The sequence below is a fragment of the Streptococcus oralis genome (assembly GCF_003942875.1).
GTDB lineage: Bacteria > Bacillota > Bacilli > Lactobacillales > Streptococcaceae > Streptococcus > Streptococcus oralis_BX.
In genome coordinates this window covers 21,531-41,793 of the sequence record NZ_RMVK01000009.1, presented here as the reverse complement: position 1 = coordinate 41,793, position 20,263 = coordinate 21,531, and the positions used below count along the sequence as shown (strand labels likewise).

Annotated in this window: 19 protein-coding genes and 1 riboswitch; of the genes, 13 read left to right on the top strand and 6 right to left on the bottom strand. The window is 43.2% G+C overall.

Going from position 1 to position 20,263, the window contains the following annotated elements:
• The first annotated feature begins 58 nt into the window (after window positions 1–58).
• Window positions 59–1,342 carry a trigger factor gene (gene tig / locus D8844_RS09590; protein ID WP_000116506.1) on the top strand — a complete coding sequence of 428 codons (1,284 nt, stop codon included), beginning with the start codon at window positions 59–61 and terminating at the stop codon, window positions 1,340–1,342.
• Window positions 1,343–1,389: 47 nt separating this feature from the next.
• On the opposite strand, the gene recD2 is transcribed toward tig, so the two are convergent.
• The 3 genes from recD2 to rnhC all read right to left on the bottom strand — a co-directional run bounded on the left by recD2 (window position 1,390) and on the right by rnhC (window position 5,383).
• Window positions 1,390–3,756 carry an SF1B family DNA helicase RecD2 gene (recD2, locus tag D8844_RS09585; RefSeq protein WP_125423684.1) on the bottom strand — a complete coding sequence of 789 codons (2,367 nt, stop codon included), beginning with the start codon at window positions 3,754–3,756 and terminating at the stop codon, window positions 1,390–1,392.
• Between the two features lie 127 nt (window positions 3,757–3,883).
• Complete coding sequence (lepB, locus tag D8844_RS09580; RefSeq protein ID WP_125423681.1) at window positions 3,884–4,498, bottom strand: signal peptidase I; 615 nt, start codon at window positions 4,496–4,498, stop codon at window positions 3,884–3,886.
• Between the two features lie 3 nt (window positions 4,499–4,501).
• A complete protein-coding gene (gene rnhC / locus D8844_RS09575; RefSeq protein WP_125423678.1) occupies window positions 4,502–5,383 on the bottom strand; it encodes a ribonuclease HIII in 882 nt (293 codons plus the stop codon).
• Window positions 5,384–5,469: 86 nt separating this feature from the next.
• Between rnhC and zapA the strand changes: the two genes are divergently transcribed.
• From zapA to D8844_RS09545, 6 genes are all read left to right on the top strand, one after another.
• Entirely contained in the window at window positions 5,470–5,772 is a 303-nt protein-coding gene (gene zapA, locus D8844_RS09570; protein WP_000002028.1) for a cell division protein ZapA, read from the top strand.
• The gene (locus D8844_RS09565; protein WP_125423675.1) at window positions 5,769–6,317 is read left to right on the top strand and encodes a CvpA family protein; all 549 of its coding nucleotides are present in this window, start codon (window positions 5,769–5,771) and stop codon (window positions 6,315–6,317) included. The genes zapA and D8844_RS09565 overlap by 4 nt, the downstream gene beginning before the upstream one ends.
• Window positions 6,318–6,417: 100 nt before the next feature.
• Window positions 6,418–8,754 carry an endonuclease MutS2 gene (locus D8844_RS09560; protein WP_125423673.1) on the top strand — a complete coding sequence of 779 codons (2,337 nt, stop codon included), beginning with the start codon at window positions 6,418–6,420 and terminating at the stop codon, window positions 8,752–8,754.
• A 168-nt stretch (window positions 8,755–8,922) separates the two neighbouring features.
• Window positions 8,923–9,011, top strand: a riboswitch (glycine riboswitch).
• Between the two features lie 89 nt (window positions 9,012–9,100).
• Window positions 9,101–10,423 carry an alanine/glycine:cation symporter family protein gene (locus tag D8844_RS09555; RefSeq protein ID WP_125423670.1) on the top strand — a complete coding sequence of 441 codons (1,323 nt, stop codon included), beginning with the start codon at window positions 9,101–9,103 and terminating at the stop codon, window positions 10,421–10,423.
• 131 nt (window positions 10,424–10,554) lie between these two features.
• Window positions 10,555–11,103, top strand: a complete 549-nt coding sequence (locus tag D8844_RS09550) for a carboxymuconolactone decarboxylase family protein (RefSeq protein WP_000206774.1) — start codon at window positions 10,555–10,557, stop codon at window positions 11,101–11,103.
• Window positions 11,104–11,213: 110 nt separating this feature from the next.
• Window positions 11,214–12,113 carry a TDT family transporter gene (locus tag D8844_RS09545; protein ID WP_125423667.1) on the top strand — a complete coding sequence of 300 codons (900 nt, stop codon included), beginning with the start codon at window positions 11,214–11,216 and terminating at the stop codon, window positions 12,111–12,113.
• A gap of 26 nt (window positions 12,114–12,139) precedes the next feature.
• Here D8844_RS09545 and serS read toward each other — a convergent pair whose 3' ends face one another.
• From serS to D8844_RS09530, 3 genes are all read right to left on the bottom strand, one after another.
• Window positions 12,140–13,414, bottom strand: coding sequence for a serine--tRNA ligase (gene serS, locus D8844_RS09540; RefSeq protein WP_125423665.1), 1,275 nt, complete (start codon window positions 13,412–13,414; stop codon window positions 12,140–12,142).
• Between the two features lie 214 nt (window positions 13,415–13,628).
• On the bottom strand, window positions 13,629–14,000 hold the full coding sequence (locus D8844_RS09535; protein ID WP_000079378.1) for a DUF956 family protein: 372 nt from the start codon (window positions 13,998–14,000) through the stop codon (window positions 13,629–13,631).
• 2 nt (window positions 14,001–14,002) lie between these two features.
• Window positions 14,003–15,367 carry an aspartate kinase gene (locus D8844_RS09530; protein ID WP_000869634.1) on the bottom strand — a complete coding sequence of 455 codons (1,365 nt, stop codon included), beginning with the start codon at window positions 15,365–15,367 and terminating at the stop codon, window positions 14,003–14,005.
• Window positions 15,368–15,649: 282 nt separating this feature from the next.
• On the opposite strand from D8844_RS09530, the gene D8844_RS09525 reads away from it, so the two are divergent.
• The 6 genes from D8844_RS09525 (at window position 15,650) to fabD (ending at window position 20,221) form a co-directional block, all read left to right on the top strand.
• A complete protein-coding gene (locus tag D8844_RS09525; protein ID WP_001015588.1) occupies window positions 15,650–16,435 on the top strand; it encodes an enoyl-CoA hydratase in 786 nt (261 codons plus the stop codon).
• A gap of 90 nt (window positions 16,436–16,525) precedes the next feature.
• Window positions 16,526–16,960 carry a fatty acid biosynthesis transcriptional regulator FabT gene (fabT, locus tag D8844_RS09520; protein ID WP_000386335.1) on the top strand — a complete coding sequence of 145 codons (435 nt, stop codon included), beginning with the start codon at window positions 16,526–16,528 and terminating at the stop codon, window positions 16,958–16,960.
• Complete coding sequence (locus D8844_RS09515) at window positions 16,960–17,934, top strand: beta-ketoacyl-ACP synthase III (protein WP_125423662.1); 975 nt, start codon at window positions 16,960–16,962, stop codon at window positions 17,932–17,934. The genes fabT and D8844_RS09515 overlap by 1 nt, the downstream gene beginning before the upstream one ends.
• Before the next feature lie 57 nt (window positions 17,935–17,991).
• A complete protein-coding gene (locus tag D8844_RS09510; RefSeq protein ID WP_000257840.1) occupies window positions 17,992–18,216 on the top strand; it encodes an acyl carrier protein in 225 nt (74 codons plus the stop codon).
• 117 nt (window positions 18,217–18,333) lie between these two features.
• The gene (gene fabK, locus D8844_RS09505; protein ID WP_000857452.1) at window positions 18,334–19,308 is read left to right on the top strand and encodes an enoyl-[acyl-carrier-protein] reductase FabK; all 975 of its coding nucleotides are present in this window, start codon (window positions 18,334–18,336) and stop codon (window positions 19,306–19,308) included.
• On the top strand, window positions 19,301–20,221 hold the full coding sequence (fabD, locus tag D8844_RS09500; protein ID WP_125423659.1) for an ACP S-malonyltransferase: 921 nt from the start codon (window positions 19,301–19,303) through the stop codon (window positions 20,219–20,221). The genes fabK and fabD overlap by 8 nt, the downstream gene beginning before the upstream one ends.
• Window positions 20,222–20,263 lie beyond the last annotated feature (42 nt).

The following is a 20,263-nucleotide window of genomic DNA, read 5'->3' as shown; positions in this document are numbered from 1 at the left end:
AAGTCGCTATTATATGGTATAATGGACTGTATTAAAAATTTTAAGGAGAAATGACAGAATGTCTGTATCATTTGAAAACAAAGAAACAAACCGTGGTGTCTTGACTTTCACAATCTCTCAAGACCAAATCAAACCAGAATTGGACCGTGTATTTAACTCAGTAAAGAAAACTCTTAACGTTCCTGGTTTCCGTAAAGGTCACCTTCCACGCCCTATCTTCGACCAAAAATTTGGTGAAGAAGCTCTTTATCAAGATGCAATGAACGCTCTTTTGCCAAATGCTTATGAAGCTGCAGTAAAAGAAGCTGGTCTTGAAGTCGTTGCACAACCAAAAATCGATGTGACTTCAATGGAAAAAGGTCAAGACTGGGTTATCACAGCTGAAGTCGTGACAAAACCTGAAGTAAAATTGGGCGACTACAAAAACCTTGAAGTATCAGTAGATGTAGAAAAAGAAGTAACTGACGCTGACGTTGAAGAGCGTATCGAACGCGAACGCAACAACTTGGCTGAATTGGTTATCAAAGAAGGCGCTGCTGAAAATGGCGACACTGTTGTGATTGACTTCGTTGGTTCTATCGACGGTGTTGAATTTGACGGTGGAAAAGGTGAAAACTTCTCACTTGGACTTGGATCAGGTCAATTCATCCCTGGTTTTGAAGACCAATTGGTAGGACACTCAGCTGGTGAAACTGTTGATGTTGTTGTAACATTCCCAGAAGACTACCAAGCAGAAGACCTTGCAGGTAAAGAAGCTAAATTCGTAACAACTATCCACGAAGTAAAAGCTAAGGAAGTTCCAGCTCTTGATGATGAACTTGCAAAAGATATCGACGAAGAAGTGGAAACTCTTGACGAATTGAAAGAAAAATACCGCAAAGAATTGACTGCTGCGAAAGAAGAAGCATACAAAGATGCCGTTGAAGGTGCAGCAATCGATAAAGCTGTAGAAAACGCTGAAATCGTAGAACTTCCAGAAGAAATGATCCACGAAGAAGTTCACCGTTCAGTAAATGAATTCCTTGGAAACTTGCAACGCCAAGGGATCAACCCTGACATGTACTTCCAAATCACAGGAACTACTCAAGAAGACCTTCACAAACAATACGAAGCAGAAGCTGAGTCACGTACGAAGACTAACCTTGTTATCGAAGCAGTTGCCAAAGCTGAAGGATTTGACGCTTCAGAAGAAGAAATCCAAAAAGAAATTGAGCAATTGGCAGCAGACTACAACATGGAAGTTGCACAAGTACAAAACTTACTTTCAGCTGACATGTTGAAACACGATATCACTATCAAAAAAGCTGTTGAATTGATCACAAGCACTGCAACAGTTAAATAATCTTAAAAGAGAAAAAGCCCACCTGACTAGGTGGGCTTTCTGCTGCACTATTTTCCAAAAATCTCTTTGAGATCTGTATCTGTAATCCCGATCATAGCGGGGATGCTAGACCAGTTTTCCTCGGTGAGGATGTGGGATTGTTCAGAGTCACTTGCTGTGGCAGTTTCAGAGAAGGCTTGTTTACTTTCTTCAATATTTTCAATTAAATCACTGAAACGCTCAATCAGATAGGTCTTGCGAGCAGTCCCGATATGCTTAACTGCATAGTCAAAGGCCTGTAATTCACCTAGTAAGATAAGTTTGCTTTTGGCGCGTGTAATGGCTGTGTAGATGAGATTTCGCTCCAGCATGCGCTTGCTAGCACTGGTGATGGGTAGGATGACAACAGGAAACTCACTTCCCTGAGACTTATGAACACTCATGGCATAGGCTAGTCGAATTTTGTACCATTCATTACGTGGGTAGACGACTTCATTGCCATCAAAATCAATGACAATCTCGTCTTGTTTGGACTCGGTGTATTTTCCAGGAATCAGGTCTGTGATGTAGCCTAGGTCTCCGTTAAAGACATTGACTTCAGCGTCGTTGACTAGGTGAATAACCTTGTCCCCTGTTCGATAGTGACACTGAGTTGCTTCAAAGCTAACTTGCCCCTTTTGCTGAGGATTGAGCAGGTCTTGCATGAGTTGGTTGATGGCATCAATACCAGCAGTTCCTCGATACATAGGCGCTAGCACCTGAATATCGCGAGCCGGAATGCCACTTCTGAGGGCAGCACCAAGAATTTTCTCAATCGTAGCTGGGATATGGCCACTAGCAATTTCAAAGTAGGAGCGGTCTGCTTTTTTCTGGGTAAAGTCAGCTGGCAAGACGCCTTGTCGAATCTGACTTGCCAAGGTGACGATAGTTGATTCCTCGCTCTGACGGTAAATCCGTTCCAAGCGAGTCTGCGGAATTAGTTGAATCTGGAGTAGGTCAGCTAAGACTTGTCCAGGACTGACAGAAGGTAACTGGTCGCTATCCCCCACGATGAGAATTTTACTGTTTGAGGAGATATTGGAGAAGAGCTGGTTGGCTAACCAAGTATCCACCATGGAAAACTCATCTACAATGATAAAATCGGCATCCAGATAATCTTCCAGATGACTGGTATCATCGTCTCCTGTCATCCCCAAATGACGGTGTATGGTAGCGCTAGGCAAACCTGTTAATTCATTCATGCGCCGAGCCGCTCGTCCAGTTGGAGCAGCAAGAAGGATAGGCAGGTTGCTTTTTTTCCTGAGATCAAGCCCTTCTAAAAGGGCATAAACAGCGATAATTCCATTGATAACAGTCGTCTTACCAGTACCAGGTCCACCTGTTAGGATAAAGACCTTGTTCTGGATAGCGTCGCAGATAGCCTGTTTTTGGATGGTATCGTACTGAATCCCCAGTTCTTGCTCGACAGTAGCGATATGCTTGTGAATGGTTTCTAGATCTTGGCTCTTCTGTTTTCCTTTTTCGAGGATACGAACCAAGTGACTGCGAATGCCTTCTTCAGCGAAAAAGAGGCTGTTATCAAAGATTTTGGTATCAATCTGCTGAACCTTGCCTTCTTCGATCAAATGAGATAATTCCTGAGCGACTTGACTGGGATCGAGTTCCACGGGACGGGAAGATTCGAGGAGAGTCAGGGTCTGTTCCAGCAAATCTCGGGCTTCCATATAGGTATCGCCCGTATCCATACATCCCTGAAAAAGACTATGAACAAGGCCAGCACGGAAGCGTTCAGGAGCTTGACTTTCGATGCCTAGTTCGGCAGCCAATTGGTCAGCAATGGTAAAACCCAAGCCCTTGATATCCTCAACTAGTTGGTAGGGATAGTTTTCGACAATATCTAGCGTTTCTTCCTTGTAAAAGTCTTGAATCTGAAAGGCCAGTTTATTGGGAATGCCGTAGTTGGCAAGTTTAGCCAAGACCATTTCTGTCCCATAGTTGAGACGGAGGGTGGAGACAAAAGCCTCACGGTTTTTGGCAGAGAGTCCTGCAATGCTTTCCAGCTTTTCAGGATGCTCCAGAATTTCGTCAATGGTATTGTCACCATAGCTATCGACGATTTTTTGGGCAGTTTTGAGACCAATCCCCTTGAAATGACTGCTAGAGAAGTATTTGACTAGCCCTTTTCTAGTTGGTTTTGCCCGTTCATAACGGCTGATCTGAAGCTGTTCCCCATACTTGGAGTGCTGAACGATTTGCCCCCAAAAAGTGTAGTCTTCCCCTTCAATCACGTCCGCCATGGTTCCTGTAACGATGATTTCAAAATCGTCAAAGTCCTCCGCATCAGTATCTTCGATATCTAGGAGGAGAATGCGATAAAAATTACTGGGATTTTCAAAAATAATCCGTTCAATGGTGCCTGAAAAATAAACTTCCATAGGTTTCCTTTACATGAGTTTATGAGAATTGGTCTCTTAGCAACTTTGAAAAAACTAGATGACTAAAAGTTTTTTCTCACAATAGAAAAAGAGACTGAGACTTAGCATTCTCGGCCTCTTCCTTATCTTAAAAAGTTCCGATACGGTTAAGTGGCCAGAAACGGAATTTTGCTTCGCCTTTGATTTCGCTGGCCTTGAAGGTACCAACATGGCGGCTGTCGCTAGAGACTAGACGATCGTCACCAAGGAGAAGGTACTCACCTTGAGGGACAGTAAAGCTGAAGCTGGTATTGGAATTGACATCGACCGTAAAGGCTTGTGCTTTTTGAGCAAGTTCTCTAAAGTAAACTCCCTTATTGCCTTCAAATCCTTTGCCAGTATAGGTATTTTGCAACTTTTCTGTTTTGAACAAATTGAGGTATTCAGCTAGGTAGGGTTCATCTGTTTCTTTATCGTTGATAAAGAGTTTGTCATTTTCGTAGCGGATGGTATCTCCGGGCATACCGATGACCCTTTTGACAATGTCTTTATTTCCTTCTTCCTCATGCGCAACCACGATGTCGAAGCGGTCAATTGGGAGGTGTTTAACAACGAAGAGAACTTCTCCGTCGGCTAGGGTAGGGTCCATCGAGTGTCCTTCCACGCGGACATTGCTCCAAAGGAAAATGCGGCTAAGGCCTACCAGCGCGATAATCAGGAAGAAAACTCCCCATTCTTTTAGAAATGATTTAAACGAATTCATGATTTACCTTTCTAGAAGTGCTTTGGCTTTTTCAGTGTTTTTAAAATGCAGTTTGGCACAGAAATGAAGTCCTTTCATTCCATAGGCCTGAAGGATTTTACTAGCAACCTTATCAGATGCAGTTCCAGCGCCACTTGGCAGTTGATAGCCCAATTCTCGTCCCAGATTTTCCAAGTTTTCAAGAAAGAGATCACGAGCGATGATGGAGCTAACCGCAACAGCCAGGTATTTGCCCTCGGCTTTTTCTTCCAAGCTAATCTTGTTTGGAAAACGGTTGGCTTCTTGCGCCAAGTACTTATCATAGTTTTTAGGACTTGTAAAAGCATCAATCACGATTTTCTCTGGCTGGACTCCTTTTTGAAGCAGGAGAAAGATAGCCTGGTTGTGAAGAGCAACCTTTACAGAAACAGCATTGTAACGCTCTCCGATAACTTCGTTGTACTTGCTCGGTGAAAGAAGGAGCGCTTGATGTGGAATCTTTTCCTTGAGAATAGGGGCAATCTGACGAATCTTTTGGTCTGTCAGGGTTTTTGAATCCCCCACACCGAGTTTTCGCAAGAAGTCATGCTGGTCAGGTGTTACAAAGGAAGCTACGACAACTAGCCCACCAAAGTAGGAACCATTTCCCACCTCATCAGTCCCAATCATAGGGAAATCTTGTCCACTGTTTTCTTGTTGAACCTCATAGCCAAAGAAACTGGCGTACTGCTCAGCAGCTTCGCCCTGCAGGAGGACTTTTCCAGAAGTATAGATGGAAACTGTTGCCTGAGGCAGTCTCAAAAAATAGCGAATATAGGGATTTTTACTAGGACTGAGAGCCTTCTGATACTGACTTAAAAAACTCTGAATTTTCTCTTCACTTGGTGTGAGTGTGATACTTGCCATAGTCTCTATTGTACCACAAAAGCAGGAGAATTGGTAAAAACTGACAAAGTTAGCGAAATTTGGTATAATATCGTGAGGTGAATTTTATGGCAAATCTAAATCGATATAAGTTTACATTCGGGAAAAAGACATTAACCTTGACAACCGAGCATGACAACCTCTTTATGGAGGAAATTGCCAAGGTTGCGACTGAAAAATACCAAGCAATTAAAGAACAAATGCCTGGGGCGGATGATGAAACCATTGCGCTTCTTTTGGCGGTCAACTGTCTGTCTACACAGCTCAATCGTGAAATTGAATTTGATGACAAGGAGCAAGAGTTGTTAGAACTCCGCCACAAGTTGATTGCTGTTAAACAAGAACAGAGCAAGATTGAGGACTCCTTATGATTTCAATCCTACTCTTATTGGTTCTGGCTTGGGGCTATTACATCGGCTACCGTAGAGGCTTGGTCCTGCAAGTTTATTATTTCCTCGTTGCAGTAATTTCAGCCTTTGTTGCGGGACAGTTTTATAAATCACTGGGAGAACACTTCCACTTGCTTGTCCCTTATGCCAATCCTCAGGAAGGACAAGGCACCTTTTTCTTCCCTTCAGACCAGCTGTTTCACCTAGACAAGGTCTTTTATGCGGGTCTCGCCTACCTTTTAGTTTTCGGAATTTGTTACAGTATCGGACGTTTTATCGGTTTGTTCCTGCACTTGATTCCAACTAAAAAGCTTGATGTTAAATGGTTGCGTATCGGAGCAGGCGTTTTGTCTCTATTGGTAACCTTATTTGTCTTGCAAATGGCTCTGACCATTCTCGCAACAGTGCCTCTGGCAGTCATTCAAAATTCACTCGAAAAAAGTACAGTAGCCAAACACATCATCCAAAGTGTCCCTTTTACGACAAACCTTATCAAACAACTTTGGGTGACAAATTTAATCGGATAAAAAGGGCGGGATTTTTCCTAGCCCTTTGTTTACAGATTGGACGACTAGGTCAAAACACCTAGTTGCTATAATCTTGTAAACCAGCATACAAGGAAAAAATATGAATACAAAAATACTAGAAACCTTAGAATTTAATAAAATCAAAGCCTTGTTTGAACCGCATCTCCTGACTGAGCAAGGCTTAGAGGAGCTAAAAGGCTTGGCTCCAACTGCTAAGGTGGATAAGATCAAACAAGCCTTTACAGAGATGGAGGAAATGCAAGCCCTATTTGTGGAGCAACCTCACTTTACCATCCTAGCGACGCGTGAGATATCAGCGGTTTGTAAGCGTCTGGAGATGGGGGCGGACCTCAATATTGAGGAGTTCCTGCTCCTCAAACGGGTCTTACTGGCTAGCAGAGAGTTGCAAGGTTTTTATGCCAATCTCGAAAACGTACGCTTGGAGCAGATGGCGAGATGGTTTGAAAAACTACATGATTTCCCACACTTGCAAGGAAGTCTCCAAGCTCTAAATGATGCAGGATTTATCGAAAATTTCGCCAGTGAAGAGCTAGCACGCATTCGCCGGAAAATCCATGATAGCGAGAGTCAAGTTCGAGATGTCTTGCAAGACTTGCTCAAGCAAAAAGCGCAGATGTTGACGGAAGGCATAATTGCTAGCAGAAATGGCCGTCAAGTCTTACCAGTAAAGAACACCTATCGCAATAAGATTGCAGGTGTTGTCCACGACATATCTGCCAGTGGAAACACAGTCTATATCGAGCCACGTGAGGTGGTCAAGCTGAGCGAAGAAATCGCTAGTCTGCGAGCAGACGAACGCTATGAGATGATTCGTATCCTGCAGGAGCTCTCAGAACGGATCCGCCCTCATGCTGCTGAGATTGCTAATGACGCTTGGATTATCGGCCATTTAGACTTGATTCGTGCCAAGGTGCGTTTCATCCAAGAAAGACAAGCAGTTGTTCCTCAACTTTCAGAGAACCAAGAGATTCAACTCCTTCATGTTCGCCATCCTTTGGTCAAAAATGCTGTCGCGAACGATATACACTTTGGTAAGGAATTAACGGCTATTGTCATTACAGGTCCCAATACTGGTGGGAAGACCATCATGCTCAAAACCCTGGGCTTGACTCAACTCATGGCCCAATCTGGCTTGCCCATTTTAGCTGATAAGGGGAGCCGTGTCGGTATTTTCGAAGAAATCTTCGCAGATATTGGGGATGAGCAGTCTATCGAACAAAGCTTGTCTACCTTCTCCAGCCACATGATCAATATCGTAGATATTCTTGGCAAGGTCAATCAGCACTCGCTCTTATTGCTAGATGAGCTTGGGGCAGGTACCGATCCGCAGGAAGGAGCAGCCCTTGCTATGGCTATTCTGGAGGATCTTCGTCTGCGTCAGGTCAAGACCATGGCGACGACCCACTATCCAGAGCTCAAGGCCTACGGTATCGAAACAGCATTTGTGCAAAATGCCAGTATGGAGTTTGACACAGCCAGCCTGCGTCCGACCTATCGCTTTATGCAGGGAGTTCCTGGTCGAAGCAATGCCTTTGAAATTGCCAAACGCCTGGGCTTGTCAGATGTCATCGTAGGAGATGCCAGTCAGCAGGTCAATCAAGATAATGACGTCAACCGTATCATTGAACAATTGGAAGAGCAGATGCTTGAAAGCCGTAAACGCTTGGACAATATCCGTGAGGTGGAGCAAGAAAACCTTAAGATGAACCGTGCTCTCAAAAAGCTCTACAATGAGCTCAATCGTGAAAAAGAAACCGAGCTCAACAAGGCGCGTGAACAAGCTGCCGAGATTGTGGAACTCGCTCTAAGTGAGAGTGACCAGATTCTCAAGAACCTCCACAGTAAGTCTCAACTCAAACCCCATGAAATCATTGAAGCCAAGGCTGAGCTGAAAAAACTAGCTCCTGAAAAAGTCGACTTATCTAAAAACAAGGTCCTTCAAAAAGCCAAGAAAAAACGAGCTCCGAAGGTGGGAGATGATATTGTGGTCCTCAGTTATGGTCAGCGTGGAACCTTGACCAATCAGCTTAAGGACGGCCGTTGGGAAGCCCAAGTTGGCTTGATCAAGATGACCTTGGAGGAGAAAGAATTTGATCTTGTTCAGGCCCAACAAGAAGCCCCAGTCAAGAAAAAACAAGTCAATGTCGTCAAACGTGCTTCTGGTCGTGGTCCGCAAGCGAGACTGGATCTCCGAGGCAAACGGTACGAAGAGGCCATGAATGAGCTGGATGCCTTTATCGACCAAGCCCTGCTCAATAACATGGCGCAAGTCGACATCATCCACGGTATCGGAACAGGAGTCATCCGTGAGGGCGTCACCAAATACCTGCAAAGAAACAAGCATGTCAAGAGTTTTGGCTATGCTCCACAAAATGCTGGAGGCAGTGGTGCTACCATTGTGACCTTTAAAGGGTAGAGAGAAGAAGGATTCGCTCTTTCTGAAAAAAGAAATGAAAAGTCAAAAATTTTCATAGAAAATATTGACAAAGGCTAACTTTTCTTGTAGAATAATAAAAAATAAAATACCAACACCGAATGAAGTTTAATAGAAGTGGAGAAAGGTTAGTTTTCCATGACTGTAAATGGACGGAACTCTGGAGAGACCGTAAAGGCACCGAAGGGGCAAGGCAGGTAACTGCTCAAACTCTCAGGTAAAAGGACAGAGCTAGGATAGACCGCTTTTTGGCATTTATCTAAGCATTCCAGAGTACATGTATCTTGCATGTGCTCTTTCTTTTGGGGTTGAAAGATAGGAGAAGGATATGTTAGAATTGCTAAAAGCGCTTGATGCTTTCGTTTGGGGGCCTCCCCTCTTGATCTTATTGGTCGGAACGGGTATCTATTTGACCATCCGACTAGGCCTTTTGCAGGTGGCTCGTCTTCCTAAAGCCTTTCAGTTGATCTTTACCAAGGATAAGGGGCATGGCGATGTGTCGAGCTTTGCTGCTCTCTGTACGGCTCTAGCCGCCACCGTTGGTACGGGAAATATCATCGGGGTCGCAACAGCCATTAAGGTTGGAGGACCAGGGGCCCTCTTTTGGATGTGGATGGCAGCCTTTTTTGGGATGGCGACCAAGTATGCCGAAGGCTTACTTGCCATCAAATACCGCACAAAGGATGCAAATGGAGCTGTAGCTGGAGGCCCCATGCATTACATCCTTTTGGGGATGGGAGAAAAGTGGCGTCCACTTGCTATCTTCTTTGCCCTAGCGGGTGTATTGGTTGCCCTTCTGGGGATTGGTACCTTTACCCAAGTCAATTCAATTACAGAATCTATCCAAAATACAGCCCAAGTTGATCCAGTTATCACAGCTCTGATTTTATCCATTTTGGTGGGTATTGCCGTCTTTGGTGGCCTCAAATCCATATCAAAAGTTTCGACAGCAGTGGTTCCTTTTATGGCTATTGTCTATATTTTAGGAACTCTTACAGTTATTCTCTTTAATATCGAGAAAATCCCAGCCACACTTGCCCTGATCTTTACCTCTGCTTTCAGCCCTGTAGCAGCAGTAGGAGGATTTGCAGGTGCGACTATCCGTACTGCAATCCAAAATGGTGTGGCGCGAGGAGTCTTTTCTAATGAATCTGGTCTTGGTTCAGCTCCCATTGCAGCTGCTGCGGCTAAGACAAATGAACCAGTAGAGCAAGGTTTGATTTCCATGACAGGAACCTTTATTGATACCCTCATTATCTGTACGTTGACTGGTTTAACAATCTTGGTAACTGGGGTTTGGAGTGGTGATTTGAATGGAGTTGCCTTGACCCAGTCAGCCTTTTCAACAGTTTTTTCACACTTTGGACCTGCCCTCTTGACCATCTTCCTTGTACTCTTTGCCTTTACGACAATTCTCGGATGGAACTACTACGGAGAGCGCTGTTTTGAGTTTCTATTTGGTGTCCGCTTTATCTGGCTTTACCGTGTAGTCTTTGTAGTCATGGTCCTGTTGGGAGGATTTATCGAGCTGGATATGGTCTGGATTATCGCAGATATCGTCAATGCCTTGATGGCTTTACCAAACTTGATTGCCCTCTTGGTCTTGTCGCCAGTCGTCATTGCTGAGACTAAACAGTATTTTAAACACTAACCCAATCACACTTTTAGTGTGATTTTTTTCATTTCATAGACATTTCCTATCAAGGCGATTGAAAATATATATTATCCAAGGGGGAAATTCTATGATAGACTAAATGACAATAAAATGAAAAGAGGTTTCTTATGACAACATTTACCATCCACACAGTAGAATCAGCACCAGCAGAAGTGAAAGAAGTTCTTGAAACAGTACAAAAAGATAACAATGGCTATATTCCCAACCTAATCGGTCTCTTGGCCAACGCTCCTACCGCGCTTGAAGCCTACCGAACTGTCGGAGCCATCAACCGTCGCAATAGCCTGACACCAGTGGAACGCGAAGTAGTGCAAATCACAGCTGCCGTAACCAATGGTTGTGCTTTCTGCGTCGCAGGTCACACAGCCTTTTCAATTAAACAAATCCAGATGAATGATGATCTGCTTCAAGCCCTTCGTAATCGTACTCCAATCGAGACAGATCCAAAACTAGATACTCTAGCTAAGTTTACCTTGGCGGTCATCAATACCAAAGGGCGTGTAGGAGATGAAGCCTTGGCTGAATTTTTGGAAGCTGGCTACACGCAACAAAATGCCTTGGACGTGGTTCTCGGTGTTAGTCTTGCCAGCCTCTGCAACTATGCCAACAACCTAGCCAATACGCCTATTAACCCAGAATTACAACCTTATGCCTAGTTCGAATCAGAAAGAAAAAATGAAGACTGAGCAATTCAGTCTTCATTTTTCTATGCTATTTTAAGCGCTTTTATGCTATACTAATAATAACATGATTATTGGAGGATCGGATGAAAAAGCTCCCCTTGGTATTTTCTGGCTGTTTATTGGGTTTAGCAGGTGCAGGAAATCTGATTGCAGATACTTGGCCAGTTCTGTCGCATTTATTGAGTCTGATTGGTCTAGTGTTGTGGATTTTCTTTCTGATTCTTCATCTTTTTAATTGGGAAGAAACCAAGCAAGAATTGACCAAGCCCCCTCTTTTATCAGGGATGGCCACTTTTCCTATGGCTGGGATGATTTTAGCGACCTATGTCTTTCGCGTATTCCCTGCTCTTCCTTTGGTAGCACAAGGGATCTGGTGGTTTTCCTTTCTCTTGGATTTGGTTTTGATTGCTACTTTTACCATCAAATTTGCCTGTCCAGGTCGGAGGGTTAATGCGACTCCAAGCTGGACGGTACTCTATGTGGGGATAGCAGTAGCAGCCTTGACCTATCCTCTTGTCGGAATCATTGAAATTGCCTATGCAACCTTGATTTTTGGTTTTGTCTTGACCTTCTATCTCTATCCGCTTATTTATAGCGATTTAAAGAAACATCCACTCCCAATGGCCTTGCTTGGACAGGAAGGAATATACTGTGCTCCCTTTTCCCTACTCTTGGCTTCCATAGTTCGAGTTGGAGGAGCAAGCCTACCGACTTGGCTCTTGATTGTCATGATTTTGGCATCTCAATCCTTCTTTTTCTTTGTTTTAACTCGCCTACCCAATATTTTAAAACAAGGATTTCAACCAGCCTTCTCAGCCCTAACCTTCCCAACCATTATCACAGCTACTTCGCTCAAGATGGCTCAGGGGATCTTGAAACTTCCATTTCTGGATTATCTGGTATTGGCTGAAACCGTTATTTGCCTCACTATTTTATTCTTTGTCTTGGGTGCTTATCTGATTTGGTTACGAAAAAAGGTCTAGCTATTTTCTAGCTAGGCCTTATTTTTTTATGGTTTGATAACTTCAGCTCCACCCATATATGGACGAAGTGCTTCTGGAATAGTTACAGAACCATCTGTATTTTGGTAGTTTTCAAGAATGGCAGCAACCGTACGTCCAACTGCAAGTCCAGAACCGTTCAAGGTGTGAAGGAGTTTCACCTTGCCATCGGCTTCATCACGGTAACGGATTTGGGCACGACGAGCTTGGAAATCTTCTGTATTTGAACAACTTGAGATTTCACGATAGGTATTTTGGGCTGGGATCCAAACTTCCAAGTCGTAAGTTTTGGCGGCTGAGAAGCCCATATCCCCAGTAGAGAGGGCAACGACACGGTACGGAAGATTGAGTTTTTGAAGAATATTTTCAGCGTTGGCTGTCATCTTTTCCAATTCTTCGTAAGATTCTTCTGGTTTGGCAAATTTGACCATTTCAACCTTGTGGAATTGGTGTAGACGAATCAAGCCACGTGTATCACGACCAGCAGAACCAGCTTCAGAACGGAATGATGGACTCATAGCGGTAAAGTAGATTGGTAGGTCTTTACCGTCAAGGATTTCATCACGGTAGTAGTTTGTTAGAGGAACTTCAGCTGTAGGAATGAGGACATAATTAGTGTCTTTCAATTCAAAAGTGTCTTCCTTAAATTTTGGATATTGACCCGTACCAAACATTGAGTCATGGTTAACAATGTAAGGTGTGATAACTTCCGTATAGCCTTCTTTACCATGCTCATCCAACATGAAGTTGTAGATAGCACGTTCCAAACGAGCTCCAAGCCCTTTATAGAAGAGGAAGCGAGCTCCTGTTACTTTTCCACCACGTTCCCAGTCAAGGATACCGAGGTCCTCACCAAGATCCCAGTGAGCTTTTGGCTCGAAGTCAAACTCGCGTGGAGTCCCCCAACGGCGAACTTCCACATTGTCATCTTCGTCAGCCCCAACAGGAACGCTGTCGGCAGGGATGTTTGGAAGAGTAGTGGTAAATTCTGTTAATTTAGCATCGATGTCCGCCAATTCAGCATCCAAGGCTTTGACTTCAGCAGATAGGGTTTGCATCGCAGCAATCTTGTCATCTGCATTTTCCTTGTTGCGCTTAGCTTGAGCAATCTCAGCTGAAACTGTGTTACGTTCTGCTTTGAGCGTTTCAACCTTGACCAAGATGTCGCGACGTTTAGCATCGATTTCTTTCATCTCGTTTAAGACTGCAGCATCTACACCGCGTGTAGCCAATTTTTCAGCGACAGCATCAAAGTCTGTACGAATACGTTTAATATCTAACATAAGTCCTCCTTTATATGAAAAAGCACACCTGACAAAGCGTTGGAGTGGCAGGGCCACGGTTCCATCCAACTTCACAGGTGTGCACTTGATTGAGTATTTAATTGTGAATAACGGTAGAATTTCACCTATCCCTCCTATCTGCTCGCAGCACCCGCAGACTTTCTGAAAGAAGGAGATAACCTACTTATCCGTTGCTATGATTATACTAAAGTTTCTACTTTTTTGCAAATAGATTTTTAAATTTTTGACCAATGGTCTGAATCAAAGTAGGAAGTTTGACAACCTTATCGTTTCCTAATTTTTCCCGAGCGATTTTGAGGATAGCTCCAGAGTCTTTTGAGGCAAAGAGGAATTTACCTTGATCGGTAAAGACTTCAAAGTGACGGCTGATTTTGCGGCCACTTACGTTGGCTCCGATTTGTTGAATGCTGGACCAAGGGATTTGGATATATTGTTCGACATTGACATCAGGATAAAACTCTAAGGCTTGATCCCCAACTAGAAATTTTCCAACTTTCCCAGAGATAGAGAGGTAAGATGTCCCAGTAGTTTGGAGGTCAATGACTTGATTGAGTGATTGGGCCATGATTAGTCTTCCTTACTTTCACCGAAAAAGGCATGATAAAGAGCCTTGATAGCTGCTTTTTCTTGCTCTTTATTGACAACAAACATGATGGAAACTTCACTTGAACCTTGGGACATCATCTGGATGTTGATTTTATTCTCAGACAAAGCACGTGTTGCAGTAGCAGTTACCCCGATATGGCTCTTCATCTTTTCTCCAACAATCATAATGATGGAAAGGTCATGTTCGATTTCAGCATGGTCCACTTCAGCTTTTTGAACGAGTTGACGTAGAATTTCTTCTTCTTTGATAGGAGTCAATTCGCGGGAGCGGAGGATGATTGAAAGATCGTCAATACCTGTAGGCATGTGTTCCCAACCGATGTTGAGGTCCTCAAGGATTTGAAGAACCTTGCGACCAAACCCTACTTCACGGTTCATGAGGTATTTTGACATGTTGATGCTGACGAATCCTGAGTCACCTGCAATCCCTACTACTGGGAATTTATCACTACTGTGTTCTAAAACAATGCGTGTTCCTGGGTGGTCAGGGTTGTTGGTATTCTTGATGACAAGAGGAATTTTTCCTCGGTAGGCAGGAAGAAGGGCTTCGTCATGAAGGACTGAAAATCCAGCGTAAGCCAACTCACGCATTTCACGGTAAGTTAATTCAGGAATGGAATGTGGTTGGTGAATAATACCAGGATGGGCAGCAAAGATACCATCTACGTCTGTAAAGTTTTCATAGAGATCAGCCTTAACACCTGCTGCAATGATAGAACCTGTGATATCTGAACCACCACGTGAGAAGGTACAGATTTGATTTTCCTTAGTTACGCCAAAGAAACCAGGGATGACAAGGACTTCGTTGCTATCAGCCAAACCTTCAATCTTGTCATAACTAGATGGGATGATGCGTGCGTTTCCTGGTTCACTTGTGACAACGATCCCAGCTTCTCTTGGGTGAACATAGCGTGCATCAATGCCGTTTTGGTTAAAGTAGGCTGCAATCAATTTGGCATTGTTATTTTCTCCAGCAGCTAGGAAGGTATCATAGAGAAATTCATTGTCCTCTATAGGAAGAGTTGCCAAGGCCCGAATACTTTTAGAGATTTTTTCTAAAACAGCAGGTTTTAACCCAAGTTCACTAACCATAGCGGCATAACGGTCAATGATCCAGCTTTGGCTAGCACTGATGTCATTTCCAGCCACATAGTCGCGATAGTATTTAATCAAGGCATCAGTTACCTTGGTATCTTCAGCATTGCGTTTGCCGGGTGCAGAAACGACTACAAAACGGCGTTCTTTATCACTTTTAACGATGTTTAAGACTTTTTCTAACTGACCAGCAGAGGCAAGCGAGCTTCCGCCAAATTTTACAACCTTCATAAGGACTCCTCAAGTAAGTATTTTATACGATTATAGCAGAAAGAGGGGCATTTTTCAATGAAGAAAATAACTTCCTATTATAATAGAAGAAAACACTAACTTATTTTGAAAAGCGATAACAGTTTAAAAGTAAGGGTGTCAAATTTTACTCACACTCATAAATGATGGGTAAATAATCAGCTGAGACACTTTCCTTTAGTTTTTCCTTGCCTCTTTATCCAAAAAAAGGTATACTTTGATGATAAAACAATTTTATTACCTTACAAAATAAAAGGAGAAGCTATGAATCATATCTTATATCAGATCGTAGATGATCTGGCTATCATTACTTTGAATCGTCCCGAAGTGGCAAATGGTTTCCATATCCCAATGTGTGAGGAAATTTTAGAAGCTTTGACTCTAGCGGAGCAGGATCAAGCTGTGCAGTTCATCTTGATTAATGCGAATGGGAAGGTCTTTTCAGTTGGAGGAGACTTGGTTGAGATGAAACGCGCAGTAGACGAAGATGATATCCCTTCTTTGAATAAGATTGCAGAATTAGTCAATACAATTTCTTTTAAAATCAAGCAAATTCCTAAACCTGTTTTGATGGAGGTAGATGGAGCGGTTGCTGGTGCTGCAGCAAATATGGCAGTAGCAGTTGATTTCTGTTTAGCGACTGACAAGGCAAAATTCATCCAAGCCTTTGTCGGAGTGGGATTGGCGCCAGACGCTGGTGGGATTCATCTCTTGAGTCGTAGTATCGGGGTAACACGGGCTGCACAACTTGCTATGACAGGTGAAGCTTTGACTGCTGAAAAAGCGCTAGAATGGGGCGTGGTATACCGTGTTTGTGAAGTTGACAAATTAGAAAAAACAAGAGAACAAGTTCTGAAAAAATTAAGAAGAGGTTCAGCAAACTCATACGCAGCGATTAAAAAGTTAGTTTGGGAAAGTCAATTTAAGGATTGGCAGAATTATGCTGAATTAGAATTGAAATTACAAGAATCGTTATCTTTAACTGAAGATTTTAAAGAAGGGGTTCGAGCACATTCTGAAAGAAGAAGACCGAAATTTACAGGAATGTAAAAAAATACTTGCACAATTTTTTGAAGTTTGTTATACTTCTTTTATCAAATGTTTTGATTGTAAAAGCTTTTTGAGGGGGAGGGAAACGATTTGGACTACCAACAAGTAAATGATTATCTAACATCTATTTTTAATAACGTCCTTGTGATTGAGGAGGTTAGCTTACGAGGTAGTCGATTCAAAGACATCTCCATCAAAGAAATGCACACGATCGATGTGATTGGGAAGTTCCCGGAGGCAACACCAAGTAAGGTTTCAAAGGAACTGATGGTAACTCTTGGGACAGTGACGACGAGTTTGAATAACCTGGAGAGAAAAGGTTATATTGAGCGTATTCGTTCTGACCAAGACCGTCGAGTGGTCTATCTGCATTTGACAAAGAAAGGTCGTTTGGTTCACCGCCTTCATAAACGGTTCCACAAGGCTATGGTCGAAAAAATCATCGATGGCATGAGCCCTGAGGAAAAAGAAGTCATGGGCAGAGGCTTAACGAACCTTTATCAATTTTTGGAGGATTTGAAATAATGGCTTTTGTAAAAATAAGCCAGGTTGCTCATTATGTTCCAGAGCAAGTGGTCACTAATCATGACTTAGCCCAAATCATGGACACAAGCGATGAGTGGATTTCAAGTCGGACAGGAATTAAACAGAGACATATCTCAAAATCAGAGTCTACCAGTGATTTGGCGACAGAAGTAGCTAAGAGCTTGTTGGCTAAAGGGAGCTTAACAGCGGATCAGATTGATTTTATCATTGTAGCGACGATTACCCCAGACTCGATGATGCCTTCCACAGCAGCTCGAGTTCAGGCAAATATCGGAGCGCACAGAGCTTTCGCCTTTGATCTGACAGCAGCTTGCAGTGGTTTTGTATTCGCTCTTTCAACTGCAGAAAAATTTTTAAGTTCTGGACAGTTCAAAAAAGGGATTGTTATCGGGGCTGAGACCTTATCCAAGGCAGTTGACTGGTCAGATCGTTCAACAGCTGTTCTCTTTGGGGATGGTGCTGGTGGGGTTCTCTTGGAAGCGAGCGAAACACGTCACTTCCTTGTGGAAAGTCTCTATACGGATGGCTCTCGGAGCGAGTGTTTGACCTATGGTCAAACGGCTTTGGCTTCTCCTTTCTCAGATCAAGAAGCAGTTCCTGCTTTTTTGAAGATGGATGGACGAGCAGTTTTTGATTTTGCAAATCGTGATGTTGCTAGGTCGATCAAAGAAACCATTGAAAATGGTCCAATTGCAGCGTCGGAATTGGATTATCTCTTGCTTCATCAGGCAAATATCCGCATTTTGGATAAGATGGCTAAGAAGATCGGTGTAGACCGACACAAGCTTCCTGCCAATATGATGGAGTATGGAAATACCAGTGCAGCAAGTATCCCGATTTTGCTATCAGAGTGTGTGGAGAATGGCATGATTCGTTTAGATGGTAGCCAGACGATTCTCCTATCAGGCTTCGGTGGAGGTTTGACATGGGGCACACTCATTCTTACAATCTAGGTAATCATGTGGTAAACACATAGTTATAAATTTTTTATATTTTAAAGGAGTCCTATCATGGCAGTATTTGAAAAAGTACAAGAAATTATCGTTGAAGAACTTGGGAAAGACGCATCAGAAGTAACACTTGAATCTACTTTTGATGATTTGGATGCAGATTCATTGGACTTGTTCCAAGTAATCTCTGAAATCGAAGATGCTTTCGATATCCAAATCGAAGCAGAAGATAACTTGAAAACAGTTGGTGACTTGGTTGCCTACGTTGAAGAGCAAACAAAATAATTAACATATTACTAGAAGGAGTAGGGGAAACCCACTCCCTCTTGTTTAGGTAATAGTTTGAAACTCAAATGATAAACTCATCGAACTATTACGTAAGCAAGGAATGATGGAGGCACTATGAAAACACGTATTACAGAATTATTGAACATTGATTATCCTATTTTTCAAGGAGGAATGGCCTGGGTTGCGGATGGTGACTTGGCTGGTGCAGTATCAAAAGCTGGTGGTCTAGGGATCATCGGTGGTGGGAATGCACCTAAAGAGGTCGTAAAGGCTAATATCGATAAAATCAAATCACTTACGGACAAACCTTTTGGTGTCAACATCATGCTCTTGTCACCTTTTGTAGAAGACATCGTTGATCTCGTGATTGAAGAAGGGGTCAAGGTGGTGACAACTGGTGCAGGAAATCCAAGTAAATACATGACTCGTTTCCATGATGCAGGAATTACAGTTATTCCTGTTGTTCCAAGTGTTGCTTTGGCAAAACGCATGGAAAAAATTGGTGCAGATGCAGTTATTGCAGAGGGAATGGAAGCCGGTGGACATATTGGTAAATTAACGACGATGACCTTGGTTCGCCAAGTTGCTGCAGCTGTTTCAATTCCGGTTATTGCAGCTGGAGGAATTGCGGATGGTGAAGGTGTCGCTGCAGGCTTTATGCTTGGTGCTGAGGCCGTTCAAGTTGGTACGCGTTTCGTAGTAGCTAAGGAATCTAACGCCCATCCAAAATACAAGGAAAAAATCTTAAAAGCGCGTGATATTGATACGACTATTTCAGCTCAACACTTTGGACATGCTGTTCGTGCCATTAAAAACCAATTGACACGTGACTTTGAGCAGGCTGAAAAAGATGCCTTTAAACAAGAAAATCCAGATTTAGAAATCTTTGAACAAATGGGGGCTGGTGCTCTAGCTAAAGCCGTTGTTCATGGAGATGTGGAAGGTGGATCTGTCATGGCAGGTCAGATCGCTGGTTTGGTTTCTAAAGAGGAAACTGTCGAAGAAATTCTAAAAGATCTATACTATGGCGCAGCCAAAAAAATTCAAGAAGAAGCCTCTCGTTGGGCAGGAGTTGTAAGAAATGACTAAAACAGCCTTTCTATTTGCAGGTCAAGGTGCTCAGTATCTAGGAATGGGGCGTGATCTCTATGATCGCTACCCTATCGTCAAGGAAACAATCGATCAAGCTAGCCAAGTCTTAGGTTATGACCTTCGTGATTTGATTGACAATGATGAAGCAAAGTTAAATCAGACTCGTTACACGCAACCAGCTATTCTAGCTACATCCGTTGCTATTTACCGATTATTGAAAGAAAAAGGCTATCAGCCAGACATGGTGGCAGGACTGTCCCTCGGAGAATATTCAGCTCTTGTAGCAAGTGGTGCCTTGGACTTTGAGGATGCAGTTGCCTTGGTTGCTAAGCGTGGGGCTTATATGGAAGAGGCTGCACCAGCAGGCTCTGGAAAGATGGTTGCCGTTCTTAATACTCCAGTTGAAGTGATTGAGGAAGCTTGTGAAACAGCCTCTAAAGTTGGAGTAGTGACTCCAGCCAACTACAACACCCCAAGCCAAGTCGTTATCGGTGGTGAGGTGGCTGCGGTTGACCGCGCAGTTGAACTCTTGCAGGAAGCAGGAGCAAAACGATTGATTCCTTTAAATGTTTCTGGTCCTTTCCATACAGCCCTTCTTGAGTCAGCCAGTCAGCAACTAGCTGGAGCTCTTGAGGGAGTGAGTTTCTCTGATTTTACTTGCCCACTAGTTGGCAATACGGAGGCTACTGTTATGGAAAAAGATCGAATCCAAGAGCTCTTGACGCGTCAGGTCAAAGAACCTGTTCGTTTTTATGAAAGTATTGCTGTGATGCAGGATGCTGGGGTAACCAACTTTATTGAAATTGGTCCTGGCAAGGTCCTATCAGGCTTTGTCAAAAAAATTGATAAAACAGCTCAGCTAGCTAACGTTGAAGACCAAGCAAGCTTGGATGCTTTGTTAGGAAACTAATGATCCCTTCTCCCACAAAATACAACAGGAAACAGGAGAAAT